The following is a 13,013-nucleotide window of genomic DNA, read 5'->3' on the forward strand; positions in this document are numbered from 1 at the left end:
CAACCTTTCATTCTGATTTTTTTGGATAACGCTGCTTCCTTGAAACATTATAACGTTATATTTACTTACGGGTAGTTCCGTGCTATCTTAAACATTATAACGTTATAATAAAAAGACAGGTGATGACATGGAGCAAACGACCGTACTCCGCCAAGTGAAGCTTGTGAGCGGAGAAGAAATCGACATCGTCATAACCAAGGGCATCATCGCCGGCATTACGGCTGCCGGCGAGGGGAAGGGCGACGCCGTATGGGACGGCCGGGGCACTTACGTGTCGAGCGGCTGGATCGATATGCACGTCCATGCCTTTCCCGAATTTGACCCTTACGGCGATGACATTGACGAAATCGGCGTCAAGCAGGGCGTCACGACGATCGTCGACGCGGGAAGCTGCGGGGCCGACCGGATTGCCGATCTGGCCGCCAGCGGACGTGCAGCCAAGACGAATCTGCTCGCCTTCATGAACATTTCGCGGATCGGCTTGCAACGGGTGGATGAGCTGTCCCGGCTGGAATGGATCGACCGCGGCAAAGCGATCGAGGCGGCGCAGACGTATCCGGAGCTGATCGTCGGGCTGAAGGCGCGCATCAGCCGGAGCGTCGTCAAGGAGAGCGGGCTCGAGCCGCTGCGCCTTGCCCGGGGTTTGTCGGACGATACCGGCCTGCCGCTGATGGTGCATATCGGTTCGGCGCCGCCGGATATCCGGGACGTGATTCCCCTTCTGGAGAAGGGCGACATCATCACCCACTATTTAAACGGCAAGAGCAACAATCTGTTTGATGCAGACGGCCGTCCGCTGAAAGTGCTCACCGATGCCGTGCGGCGCGGCGTCCATCTGGACGTTGGGCATGGGACGGCAAGCTTTTCCTTCCGGGTGGCTGAAGACGCGAAACGGCACGGCATTCATCCGGATACGATCAGTACGGATATTTACCGGGGCAACCGGCTGAACGGTCCCGTGTACAGCTTAGCAAATGTACTTTCCAAGTTCCTCAGCCTGGGGTATTCTCTAGAGGAAACGATCAGCAGAGTCACGGTCCGTGCTGCGCAGTGGCTTGGCAGACCCGAGCTCGGGCGGATACAGGTCGGGGATGCGGCGAATTTGAGCCTCTTTACGGTGTGCGGCGAATCCGCGCAGCTTGTAGATTCCGAGGGTGTGCACAGAACGGCTGAGCAAGTCATTACTACCAAAGGAGTGGTCATTCATGGGGAATTCATTGTTTTCTAAGTATGGGCTCAAGCGGGTCATCAATGCCAGCGGACGGATGAGCATTCTCGGCGTTTCCGCGCCGACGGACACGGTCATGGAAGCGATGAAGCAGGGCGGACAGAGCTATGTGGAAATCGCCGACCTGGTGGATAAGGCGGGCGATTACATTGCCGGAGTTCTCGGCTCGGAGGCGGCGGTCATCGTCAACTCGGCGTCCAGCGGCATCGCCTTGTCGGTGGCCGGTATCGTTACGCAGGGAAACCGCCGCCGGAGCGAACAGCTGCATAAAGAGCCGATCGCGAAAAACGAAATTATTATTCTTAAAGGTCATAACGTGCAGTACGGCGCTCCGGTGGAAACGATGGTCTACCTCGGCGGCGGCAAGCTGGTCGAGGTTGGATATGCCAATGAGGGGCGCACGGAGCATATCGAAGACGCTGTGACGGACAAGACGGCTGCCATTTTGTACGTAAAATCGCATCATGCCGTACAAAAGAACATGATCTCCGTTGAAGAAGCGTGGGAAGCCGCCAAGCGGGCAGGCGTACCGCTGATCGTCGACGCTGCGGCGGAAGAAGACCTCCAGAAGTACGTGAAGTGCTCGGATCTGGCCATATACAGCGGCTCCAAGGCGATCGAAGGACCGACCTCCGGCATTGTGGCGGGCAAACGGGAATATATCGAGTGGGTGAAGGTCCAGCTGCATGGTATCGGACGAAGCATGAAGGTGGGCAAGGAAACGTCGTTCGGCCTGCTGCAGGCGCTGGACGAATATATGGTCAAAGTCGATCGGAGCGAGGAGGAAAAGGCATCGCTGCAGGCGCTGATGCCGCTGAACGACATTCCCGGGGTCCGGGTAACGATCGTGCAGGATGAGGCCGGCCGGGCCATTTACCGGGCGCGGGTGCAGATCGATCCGCAGCAGGCGGGAACGACCGCCAAGGATGTGAACGACGGCTTGAGACAGGGCGCCATTGCGATATATACCCGGGATTACGGCGTAAGACAGGGGTATTTTGACATCGATCCAAGGCCGTTGATGGGCGATGACATGACGGTGATTGAATCGCGAATCCGTGAATTGACAGGAGGAAAATAAAATGTCCCACATTGAGAATAGATGGTATAAGGGCCGCGTCGCCCTGAACGTGCTGGCGAAGGATATCGCGAACGCCAAGGAGATTTTTGAAGCGGCCGAAGGCCATGTGCTTGTCGGCGTCCTGTCGAAGGACTACGCCAGCGTGGAAGAAGCTGTGGCGGCGATGAAGCAGTACGGCGAGGCGATCGACGAGGCGGTGTCGATCGGGCTTGGGGCCGGGGACAACCGCCAGGCCGCAGTGGTGGCGGAAATCGCCAAGCATTACCCCGGAAGCCACATCAATCAGGTTTTCCCGGCGGTCGGCGCGACCCGGGCGAACCTCGGGGCGAAGGACAGCTGGATCAACAGCCTTGTATCGCCATGCGGCCGTCCGGGCTATGTTAACATTTCGACCGGCCCATTCAGCGCGGCGCAGTCCGATCCTGCCATCATTCCTGTAGCGGCAGCGATTGCGCTGGTGCGCGATATGGGCGGGAATGCGCTCAAGTATTTCCCGATGCAGGGGCTTTCGCGCGAGGATGAGTACCGTGAAGTCGTGAAGGCATGTGCTGCTGAAGGCTTTGCCCTGGAGCCGACCGGCGGCATCGACATGGACAATTTCGAAGCGATTCTCCGCATTGCGCTGGAAGGCGGCGTGCCGCAGGTCATTCCGCATGTGTATTCTTCCATCATCGACAAAGATACGGGCAATACCAACATCATGCACGTCCGGACGCTGACCGGAATCATGAAGAAGCTGGCGGACGATTATGCCTAAGCGCATCGCGGCTTTCGGGGAAGTGATGATGCGCCTGACGGTTCCGGGGGTTGAACTGCTGTCCCAGTCCGGGACGCTGCATTACACGTTCTCCGGCACCGGAGTCAACGTGGCTTCCGCACTGTCACGCATGGGCCACGAAGGGATGCTCGTGACCCGCCTGCCGGACAATCCGCTGGGCGATGCGGCGGCAGCTTATCTCCGTAAGCTCGGCATCGACCTCTCCTTTGCCGGCCGCGGCGGAAAGTACCTCGGGATGTACTTTCTCGAGAACGGCTTCGGCGTCCGCCCGAGCCGGGTCACATATACGAACCGGCTGGAGAGCAGCTTTAACACCGCTCCGGAGGGAACGTACGACTTCACCGGCATTGCGGGCCGGGTGGACGCCGTTCACTTCTGCGGGATCGCCCTGGCTATGAACGACGGGGTGCGCGCCCATATGAAGGCGCTCGCCCGGGCGGTGAAACAGCAGGGCGGCACGGTCATATTTGACTGCAACTACCGTCCATCCCTGTGGGGGGAAGACGGATATGACCGGGCAAGGCCGCATTATGAAGAGATGCTCCGCCTGGCGGACGTCGTCCTGATGAACGAGCGGGACGCCATGCTGACGCTTGGCTTCCGTACGGAGAAGGAAACCCGCCGGGAGCAGCTGGAAGAGCTGATTCCGCTTGCCGCGCGGACGTTCGGCATCCGCACGGTTGCCGGGACCCACCGCTTCGTGAACGGCGACAATTCCCATTCGCTGCAAGGATTTATGTTCACCAGCGGACAATTTGCGTATTCGGACCTGCTGACGTTCGCCGTCTATGATAGAATAGGGGCAGGAGATGCTTTTGCCAGCGGAATCATCCATGGCGAGCTGGAAGGCCTGCCGCCGAAGACGACGGTGCGTTATGCGGCGGCCGCCGGCATGCTGGCCCATACGGTGGCGGGCGATACGCCGATGTCCACCGCGCAGGACATTCTCAAGGCGATGACGGCATCCGCAGGTGACGTAGAAAGGTAGTGGAGCTGCTGTGAGCTTATCCCGCAAAGATAGGCCGTTGTACATACAAATCAAGCATATTTTGAAGGAACGGATTTTGCACGGCGTGTACCCCAAAGGCGAAAATATCCCTTCGGAGCCGCAGCTGGAGAAGGAATTTGCGGTCAGCAAAATTACGATCCGGGCCGCCGTTTCGGAGCTGGTCAGCGAGGGCTTTCTGGAGAAGGGCAGCGGCCGGGGAACGAAGGTGATCCGCAATACCTCGGTATCCAAGCTGGCCAAGTGGAAGCATTTCACGGAAGTGCTGGTGGAGGAAGGGCATCAGATCCGGAAGCTGTGGCTTCAGGTCAAGCGCGTGACCAATGACGAATCGTCGGAAGCTTGGCGGCTGCTGGGAGAGACCAGCCTGCTGCTGGAACGGGTGTATTTCCTGGATGACCGGCCGTACATTTATTACACGCATTATGTGACCCCGGATGCCGGCGAGGTGGATATGGACGATCTAAACGCTATGTCCCTGTACGAATGGCTCGAAGGGCGGGATATTCCCCTCGGCAATTTGCGGGATGAGTTTACGGTGGCCGTCCCGCCGGAACATGTGCAGAAGACGCTCGGCCTGGACGGGGGTACCCCGGTCCTCAAAAGGTTGCGTTACTCCTATGACGAGCTGGGCCAGGTGATCGAATACAGCATCGGTTACTATCATACCGGCCTTCAAAATTATGTGGTCACCTACGACAGATAGCGGCATTACGGGCTGTTCTCGAAGCGGATTCATCCGTTTTTCGGAACAGCTTTTTTGCATTTGGTTCATTTTTGGGGGAGCCATCACCGCGTAGAATTTTGACGCCACGCATTTGCAGGTTTATGATATGATCAGTTTGCAGTTGTAAAATTTGGAGCCAAAATTTGCAGAGGAGGGACTTGGATTGGCGAAGCTAAAAGATATTGCCGAACGGGTGGGCGTGTCCATTTCCACCGTATCCCGGGCGATCAGCAATGACACCAGCCGGCCGGTCAGTGAGGAAACGAAGCAGAAGATCCGGGAAGCGGCCCAAGAGCTGGGGTACAAATGGCACGGATCGCAGAAAGGCGCGCCCCAGCAGGTTGTCGAGACCAAGCGGATCGCCTGTATCGTTCCCCAGCATCTGATGGACGATCATCCGTATTTCTCCAAGGTGCTGGCCGGTTTCCATGAAAAGATGGAAGAGATGGGACAGCCGCCGGCGATGGTCCGCACATCGGAGGAAATGTCAGATGCCGAGAGGCTGAAGCAGATGCTGAGGGAAACCGGGGCGCAGGGCGTCGTGGCCATCAGCTGGTATGACGAGGAGCTGTTCGGGCTGATTCAGAAGGAAGGGATCGCCATCCTGGGTGTGAGCCTGAACGACGATAGACTGTCGGTGCCTGTCGTGGACTGCGACCGGATCTTCTCCTCACGGGCGGCCGTGCGCCACTTGATCGAACAGGGACATACGCGGATCGGATTTGTTGGTGGTCCTGCCTATTCCAGGCAGATGGAGAGCGAGGAGCGTTTTGTCGGGTATAAATTCGCCATGCTGGAGGAGGGACTTGCCCTGCGCCAGGACTGGCTGATCAATACGGACTGGAACGTGGACCGCAGCTACAGCGGGGTGAGCGATTTGCTGAGCCGGCTTCCGAAAGCGGAATGGCCGACGGCGATCTTCTGCGCCAGCGACATGCTGGCGATCCCGGCGATGCGGGCCGTTGTGGAGCGTGAAGGCCGGATCCCGCAGGATATCGCTATCGTAGGCATGGACAATATTGATGTCGCCCAATATACAACGCCTCCGTTAACTTCAGTTTCGGTGCCCAAGCACGAAATCGGCCGGGTTGCCGCCAAATCGATTGTCGACTATTTGGACGGGCACTATCCGGCAGGGACCAAGATTTTGCTGTCCTGTTCATTGATCGTCAGAGAGTCGTCCAGTTACAGCAGGAAATGACTTTTTATGTTCGATTATGTTACATAATAATAACGCATTTTTGTGAGCAGCATCGGCTGGGAGCGGGTTCCGGCGGATGCTTTTTTGTATTTTTAAGCAAAATTTGAGCGGTTTTGAAACCAAAACAATCCAAAATAATGTTTGACATCCCCAAAAAGCTATATTATGATGAGGAAAAATTAAACAACGTTTGGATTGGTTTTCATCCTTTTGGAGTGATCGATATCCAAATTTTCCGCGAACCATTTGCCATATGATTGCGTTTTCATTTACTTTAAATAAAGGAATTATGAAAATGAGGTCATTCCTCCCTTTAACGATAACTCCCCGGGATATCCCGGTTTTGTCCTATAGATGATTGTTTATATCCAAAATTAATCCAAATAAAATCCGAATTTTTATCCAAAAATAATCCAAACCACTCTATTCCAGTAAGCGACACATCTCCAAACTCAGTTCCCATTGTTGTTATGTCATTTTATATTACATATAAACGGGGCCGTTTGTTTGCGATCCCCAGTCATGACAGGGTTTGCGCTTATCCTATCCTTCATTCGAGGTGATGTCGTATGGCTGACATTCAAGTACAACCCGCCGTGCAGGCGGCAGCCGGCAAAAAACGCAAGGCGTTGAAGTGGAACCGGATCTACCGGAACTGGCAGCTCTATTTGCTGATTTCCCCGGTGATCGCTTATTACATCCTGTTCCAATACGTTCCGATGTACGGCATCCAAATCGCCTTCAAGGACTTTATTGCGACCAAAGGCATTTGGGGCAGCCCATGGGTCGGTTTTGACCACTTTGAGCGTTTCTTTCACAGCTACTTTTTCTGGCGGCTGATGAAAAATACGCTGGGCATCGGCCTGTACAGCCTGGCCGTCGGTTTTCCGATCCCGATCATCCTCGCTCTCCTGATGAACGAGGTAAGGGCCGAGAAATTCAAAAAATTCGTACAGACCGTTACCTACGCGCCGCATTTCCTGTCTACCGTCGTCGTCGTCGGCATGATGATGATTTTTCTGTCGCCGCGCTACGGGATGGTCAACCATGCCATTCAGCTGTTCGGGGGCCAGCCGATCAATTTCATGACCGAGCCCGCCTGGTTCAAATCGCTGTATGTGCTCTCCGACGTATGGCAGACGATGGGCTGGAGCTCGATCATTTATTTGGCCGCCCTGGCCGGGATTGACAACCAACTGCATGAAGCAGCCCGCGTCGATGGCGCCACCCGGCTCCAGCGGATCTGGCATATCAACATCCCCGGCATTATGCCGACGATCGTCATCCTGCTCATTTTGAACATCGGCAGCATCATGGGCGTCGGGTTTGAGAAGGTGCTGCTGATGCAGAACAATCTGAATCTGGAGTCCTCCGACATCATCGCCACCTATGTGTACCGCAGCGGGATCCAGAATGCCGAATACAGCTTTTCCGCCGCGATCGGTTTGTTCAATTCGGTCATCAACTTCGTGCTGCTGGTCGTCGTGAATCAGATTTCCCGGCGCATCAGCGAGACAAGTCTATGGTAGGGGAGGCATGAGGCATGCTTATCGAATCCAAGGGAGACCGCATTTTTAACGTCATCAACTACGTCGTTCTGATCCTGGTTACGCTGGTGGTGCTGTACCCGCTCGTGTTTGTGCTCAGCGCTTCGTTCAGCGACCCGCAGACGGTGCTGCGCGGCGAAATGCTGCTGTGGCCCAAGGGCATCAACCTGAACTCATACGAGAAAATTTTCCAGAACAAGGACATCATCAGCGGCTTTACCAACACGCTTATTTACACGACGCTGGGGACGGCGATCAATCTCGTCATGACGATTTTGGCGGCCTATCCGTTGTCCCGGCGAGACTTTGTGGGACGAAACGGCATTATGGCGCTGCTGGTGTTCACGATGTTTTTCAGCGGCGGCCTGATCCCTACATACCTGCTGATCAAAAACCTCGGCATGCTGAACACCCTCTGGGTCATGATCATTCCGAACGCCGTCTCCATTTGGAACATCATCATTATGCGGACCTTCTTCCAGCAGTCCATCCCGCATGAGCTGCAGGAGGCGGCGACGATCGACGGCTGCTCCAACATTCAGATTCTGACGCGCATTATACTGCCGCTCTCGATGCCGATCATCGCGGTTACGATCTTGTTTTATGCGGTCGGCCATTGGAACGCGTTTTTTAACGCGCTGCTCTACCTCACAGATAAGGACAAGTTCCCGCTGCAGCTGGTGCTCCGCGAAATTTTGATCCAGGGGCAGACGAACGACATGGTCAAAATGTCGACCGAATCGGCGATCAAGCAGCAGCGCGAGGTGGAAGGCATCAAATACGCCGTGCTGGTGGTGGCCAACATTCCGGTGCTCGTGCTGTACCCGTTCCTGCAGCGTTATTTTGTCAAAGGCGTCATGATCGGAGCCATCAAAGGATAATTCCTTGCATGGATAAATGATGGAATCGTGGTTGGAATCAGAACAAAGGGAGGAATCTTGGATGAAGCTGAAGCAATGGGGGAGTCTGCTGCTGACCTGCTTGCTGACGGTATCGCTGGCGGCGGGCTGCAGCTCGGGGGACAAGGAAGGCGGCGCAGCCGCGGAATCGAAGGGCGGGGGATCGGCCGGGGGACAGGTTAATGAGACCGGGATGCCGATTGTAACCGACAAGCTGACGGTGAACGCTTTTGCCGGCAAGTTTTTCGCCAATGCCGACTGGAACAACATCAAGCTGTGGCAGGAATACGAGAAAATGACCAACATTCACGTCCAGTGGGACACGGTCCAGAAGGATAATCTGGCGGAGAAGCGCAATCTGCTGCTGGCCGGCGGCGATTACCCGGAAATGTTCTACGCTTCCGCGTTTCCCCGGGCCGACTTGCTCAAATACGGCAAACAGGGCGCATTTCTTCCGCTGAACGACCTGATCGACAAATATGCGCCCAACTTTAAAGCGCTGATGGAGAAGTACCCGATCATCGAAAAAGGCATCACGATGCCGGACGGCAACATTTACGGTCTGCCGACGCTGTACGATCCGGAATTCAAGTCCGTGCTGTACGGGACGCCATGGGTGAAAAGCGAGTGGCTCACCAAGCTGGGCTTGAAGGAGCCGCAGACGCTGGATGAGTTTTATAACATGCTGAAGGCGTTTAAGGAGAATGATCCGAACGGTAACGGACAGAAGGACGAAATCGCATGGGGTGCGGTCGGAGCGGCTGGCCTGGTCAACTACCTGCGCGGCTCTTTCGGCCTGAACAACCACGGAACGTCAAATATTTATGTCGATACCGATCCAGACAGCGGCAAAGTCCGATTTATCCCGACCGATCCGCGCTACAAAGAGCTGCTGCAGTACGTCAACAAGCTCTACAAGGACGGCCTGCTGGAACAGGACATCATGTCGGTCAAGAGCACCGAAGTCGATGCGAAAGGGATGGAAGGGCTGATCGGGGTAGTGGATAACGTTGACCCGGTGGCGATTTACAACCAGAAGGGCTATGTCGGGCTGCCGGTGCTTAAAGGGCCGCATGGCGACCAAATGTTCAGCGCGACCGGATCGCCGCTCGGCAACATCGGGATGTTTGTACTGACCGATAAAGCGAAAAATCCGGAGGCGTTGATGCGCTGGATGGACTATTTTTACGGCGACGAAGGCATCAAGATGTTCTTCATGGGCTGGAAAGATGAGACCTATAAAGAAAACGCGGACGGCAGCGTGGATTACGTAGACGACATCAAAAACAACCCGAACGGCCTGAATCTGGACCAGGCGGTGGGGCAGTACCTGATTTGGCCAGGCGGTTATTATCCCGGCTTCGTCACTCAGAAGTACTTCAAAGGAGCCGAAGGACTACCGACGTCCGTGGACAATGCCAAAAAAGCGGAGTCACATGTCGTTCCGCAGGATCAAATCTGGCCGCCGTTCAACTTCACTGCTGAGGAGCAGGCCGACCTGACGGGCATCCAGACGGATATTACGACCTATGTCGACGAAATGCGCGACAAATTCATATCCGGCAACGCCTCCTTTGACGAGTGGGATGCGTACGTGTCCACGCTGCAAAAAATGGGCCTGGACCGCTACATCGCCATCTATCAGTCGGCGGCGGACCGTTATTCCAAATAATTGCAATGTATAGGTTGAACCCAGTTCAATTGTTCAACTTATATAGAGACTTCAAAGGAGCGAACAAGATATGACGCAACTGAAAGCGATTCTGATCGGCGCGGGCGCCCGCGGAGCCGGAGGTTATGCCCCATACGCGCTGGACTATCCGCATGAGCTGGAATTCGTGGCCGTGGCCGAGGCGGACCCGGTGCGGCGGCTCCGTTTTGCCGAGAAGCACGGCATTGATCCGGAGCAGTGCTACGAATCCTGGGAGCCGCTGCTCGCCGCGGAGCGGATGGCGGACATCGCCGTCATCTGCACGCAGGACCGGATGCATTACGGCCCCACCATGCAGGCATTGAGGCAAAAGTATCATGTCCTGCTGGAGAAGCCGATGTCCCCGGATCCCGGCGAATGCCTGGACATGGAGCAGGCGGCCAGGGACCATGACCGGCTGCTGACGATCTGCCATGTACTGCGGTACACGCCGTTCTGGAGCACGATCAAGCGGGTGATCGACAGCGGGGCGATCGGCGAAATCGCGTCGATCCAGCTGAACGAGAACGTGGGCTACTGGCATATCGCCCACAGCTTCGTCCGCGGCAACTGGAATCACTCGGACAAGGCAAGCCCGATGATTCTGGCCAAATCCTGCCACGACATGGATGTGCTGTCCTGGCTTATGGATAAGCAATGCATGCGGGTGAGCTCGTACGGCTCGCTGATGCACTTCCATGAAGGCCGTGCGCCGGAAGGCTCGGCAGACCGCTGCCTGGACTGTGCCGTCGAGCCGGACTGCCCGTATTCGGCGCCGAGGTTCTACCTCAGCGACCAATACAAAGGCTGGGCTGGACATTTCACGCCGGAGCTGACGAAGGCGAGCATCATCCAGGGCCTGCGCGAGACGGACTACGGCCGCTGCGTCTACCGCAGCGACAACAACGTCGTTGACCACCAGGTGGTCAACATGGAATTTGAAGGCGGAGCTACGGCGATGTTCAGCATGTGCGGCTTTACCTTTGAGCAGGAGCGCCGGATTCAGATCATGGGCACGCGCGGCGAGCTTCGCGGCGAGGAAGGAAAGGTCACCGTCTTCGATTTTCTGACCCATCAGCAGACGGAAATCGCCATCCCGTCCCAGGCGAGCGGCCACGGCGGCGGGGACAGCGGCATCGTCCGCAGCTTCCTCAAGGAAGTCCGCGGCTACAACGGCCAGGAAAGCCTGACGTCGGCAAGCGCATCGGTGCGCAGCCATCTGATGGCGTTTGCGGCAGAGGAATCGCGGCTTCATCAAGGAAAATCAATCGATTTGAATGAATTTGCAAAAGCATGGACGACCAGGAAGCAAACGGCCGAGCAGCCGAAATAGGGCGATGAAGCGAGCGGGCGGAAACAAGACGTCGCTGTCCTGTTTTCCAGTGGAATGGCACGCCCAGAAAACAACTAAACTCCGAATGCCTCGGGTTTAGTTGTTTTTCATTTCCGCTGTTCATCAGCCCGGAAGGTGCTTTGCCCTGAAAAAAATCCAAAATATTTTTGTCCTCAGTGGATGTACAAATCGAATAAAAGGTGATACATTAAAAATTAAATAAATCCTTTACTGACAAGGGATATAACGGATTTTAAATGTCTACTGTGAGAGGACATATGTATATTGAGGAGGGATTGATATGGCAAGTCAGGCGTTGGACTTGTTTCTAAGCACGAACATTGAGGATCTGAAAGCCAAGGGATTGTATAACGTGATTGATACGGTGCAGGGACCGAACGGCCCGGTGATCCAAATTGATGGAAAGTCCTTGATTAACCTTTCCTCCAACAACTACCTGGGTCTCGCCACCGATTCCCGGCTGGTCGACGCGGCGGTGCAGGCAGCCAAGACGCACGGTGCGGGTGCAGGCGCAGTCAGAACGATCAACGGAACGCTGGATTTGCATAACCAGCTGGAGGAGAAGCTGGCCGGGTTCAAGCACACGGAAGCCGTCATCGTGTACCAATCGGGCTTTAACTGCAACATGGCCGCCATTTCTGCGGTAATGGACGCAAACGACGCCATCTTGTCCGATGAGCTGAACCATGCTTCCATTATCGACGGCTGCCGCCTGTCGAAGGCGAAAGTGATCCGCTACAAGCATTCGGACATGGAAGATCTGAGAAGCCAGGCGAAAGCAGCCAAGGAATCCGGCTTGTACAACAAAATTATGGTGATCACGGACGGCGTGTTCTCGATGGACGGCGATATCGCCAAGCTGCCGGAAATCGTAAAGATTGCCGAGGAATTCGACCTCATTACGTATGTTGACGATGCTCACGGCTCCGGCGTTTTGGGCGAAGGAGCGGGAACCGTCAAGCATTTCGGCCTGTCCGACCGGATCGATTTTCAAATCGGTACGTTATCGAAAGCGATTGGCGTTGTTGGCGGCTATGTCGCCGGTTCGAAGCAGCTGATCGAGTGGCTGAAGCTGAGAAGCCGTCCGTTCCTGTTCTCGACCTCCCAGCCTCCGGCAGTCATTGCGGCCTGCATCGCGGCGGTGGACATTCTGATGAACGACAAGGATCTCATCGACAAGCTGTGGGAGAACGGCCGTTTTCTGAAAGACGGTCTGCGCGCGCTTGGTTATGACATCGGGCACAGCGAAACGCCGATCACCCCTTGCATCATCGGGGACGAAGTGAAGACGCAGCAGTTCAGCAAGCGGCTGATTGAGGAAGGCGTCTATGCCAAATCAATCGTATTCCCTACGGTGCCGAAGGGAACGGGGCGGATTCGCAACATGCCGACAGCCGCTCATACGAAGGAAATGCTGGAGCAGGTCATCGGTGTATACGAAAAGGTCGGCAAAGAAATGAACCTGATCGGGTAAATTTTTAGTGAATTTTCCAAGGAGGAAT

General features: G+C 55.6%; 11 protein-coding genes. All 11 read left to right on the forward strand.

The window, feature by feature from the left end; translation table 11 throughout:
- The first annotated feature begins 127 nt into the window (after positions 1-127).
- The 11 genes from KI379_RS06680 (at position 128) to KI379_RS06730 (ending at position 12,985) form a co-directional block, all read left to right on the forward strand.
- Positions 128-1,228 carry an amidohydrolase/deacetylase family metallohydrolase gene (locus KI379_RS06680; RefSeq protein ID WP_212983140.1) on the forward strand — a complete coding sequence of 367 codons (1,101 nt, stop codon included), beginning with the start codon at positions 128-130 and terminating at the stop codon, positions 1,226-1,228.
- On the forward strand, positions 1,206-2,309 hold the full coding sequence (locus tag KI379_RS06685; RefSeq protein WP_076168566.1) for a DgaE family pyridoxal phosphate-dependent ammonia lyase: 1,104 nt from the start codon (positions 1,206-1,208) through the stop codon (positions 2,307-2,309). Before KI379_RS06680 ends, KI379_RS06685 begins: the two co-directional genes overlap by 23 nt.
- 1 nt (position 2,310) lies before the next feature.
- Positions 2,311-3,066, forward strand: coding sequence for a 2-dehydro-3-deoxy-phosphogluconate aldolase (dagF, locus tag KI379_RS06690; protein WP_212983141.1), 756 nt, complete (start codon positions 2,311-2,313; stop codon positions 3,064-3,066).
- A complete protein-coding gene (locus KI379_RS06695) occupies positions 3,059-4,075 on the forward strand; it encodes a sugar kinase (RefSeq protein ID WP_212983142.1) in 1,017 nt (338 codons plus the stop codon). The genes dagF and KI379_RS06695 overlap by 8 nt, the downstream gene beginning before the upstream one ends.
- 10 nt (positions 4,076-4,085) lie before the next feature.
- Positions 4,086-4,799, forward strand: coding sequence for a GntR family transcriptional regulator (locus KI379_RS06700; RefSeq protein ID WP_076168559.1), 714 nt, complete (start codon positions 4,086-4,088; stop codon positions 4,797-4,799).
- Positions 4,800-4,983: 184 nt separating this feature from the next.
- Positions 4,984-6,021 carry a LacI family DNA-binding transcriptional regulator gene (locus KI379_RS06705; protein WP_089546440.1) on the forward strand — a complete coding sequence of 346 codons (1,038 nt, stop codon included), beginning with the start codon at positions 4,984-4,986 and terminating at the stop codon, positions 6,019-6,021.
- Between the two features lie 569 nt (positions 6,022-6,590).
- Positions 6,591-7,550, forward strand: a complete 960-nt coding sequence (locus KI379_RS06710; protein ID WP_076168555.1) for an ABC transporter permease — start codon at positions 6,591-6,593, stop codon at positions 7,548-7,550.
- 14 nt (positions 7,551-7,564) lie between these two features.
- Positions 7,565-8,449, forward strand: a complete 885-nt coding sequence (locus KI379_RS06715) for a carbohydrate ABC transporter permease (RefSeq protein WP_076168553.1) — start codon at positions 7,565-7,567, stop codon at positions 8,447-8,449.
- A 61-nt stretch (positions 8,450-8,510) separates the two neighbouring features.
- Positions 8,511-10,139 (forward strand): extracellular solute-binding protein, encoded by a 1,629-nt coding sequence (locus tag KI379_RS06720; RefSeq protein WP_212983143.1) that lies wholly within the window; start codon positions 8,511-8,513, stop codon positions 10,137-10,139.
- 70 nt (positions 10,140-10,209) lie between these two features.
- Entirely contained in the window at positions 10,210-11,490 is a 1,281-nt protein-coding gene (locus KI379_RS06725) for a Gfo/Idh/MocA family protein (protein ID WP_212983144.1), read from the forward strand.
- A 301-nt stretch (positions 11,491-11,791) separates the two neighbouring features.
- A complete protein-coding gene (locus KI379_RS06730; RefSeq protein WP_089546445.1) occupies positions 11,792-12,985 on the forward strand; it encodes a glycine C-acetyltransferase in 1,194 nt (397 codons plus the stop codon).
- The last annotated feature ends 28 nt before the right edge of the window (positions 12,986-13,013 follow it).

The sequence above is a fragment of the Paenibacillus cineris genome (assembly GCF_018333335.1).
GTDB classification, from domain to species: Bacteria; Bacillota; Bacilli; order Paenibacillales; family Paenibacillaceae; genus Paenibacillus_AQ; species Paenibacillus_AQ favisporus.

Excerpts from the sequence above, each read along its gene's own strand:
- KI379_RS06695 (WP_212983142.1), top strand. The coding sequence starts at position 3,059 with ATGCCTAAGCGCATCGCGGCTTTCGGGGAAGTGATGATGCGCCTGACG.
- KI379_RS06685 (WP_076168566.1), top strand. The coding sequence starts at position 1,206 with ATGGGGAATTCATTGTTTTCTAAGTATGGGCTCAAGCGGGTCATCAAT.
- KI379_RS06680 (WP_212983140.1), top strand. The coding sequence starts at position 128 with ATGGAGCAAACGACCGTACTCCGCCAAGTGAAGCTTGTGAGCGGAGAA.
- KI379_RS06730 (WP_089546445.1), top strand. The coding sequence starts at position 11,792 with ATGGCAAGTCAGGCGTTGGACTTGTTTCTAAGCACGAACATTGAGGAT.
- KI379_RS06720 (WP_212983143.1), top strand. The coding sequence starts at position 8,511 with ATGAAGCTGAAGCAATGGGGGAGTCTGCTGCTGACCTGCTTGCTGACG.
- dagF (WP_212983141.1), top strand. The coding sequence starts at position 2,311 with ATGTCCCACATTGAGAATAGATGGTATAAGGGCCGCGTCGCCCTGAAC.
- KI379_RS06725 (WP_212983144.1), top strand. The coding sequence starts at position 10,210 with ATGACGCAACTGAAAGCGATTCTGATCGGCGCGGGCGCCCGCGGAGCC.
- KI379_RS06710 (WP_076168555.1), top strand. The coding sequence starts at position 6,591 with ATGGCTGACATTCAAGTACAACCCGCCGTGCAGGCGGCAGCCGGCAAA.
- KI379_RS06715 (WP_076168553.1), top strand. The coding sequence starts at position 7,565 with ATGCTTATCGAATCCAAGGGAGACCGCATTTTTAACGTCATCAACTAC.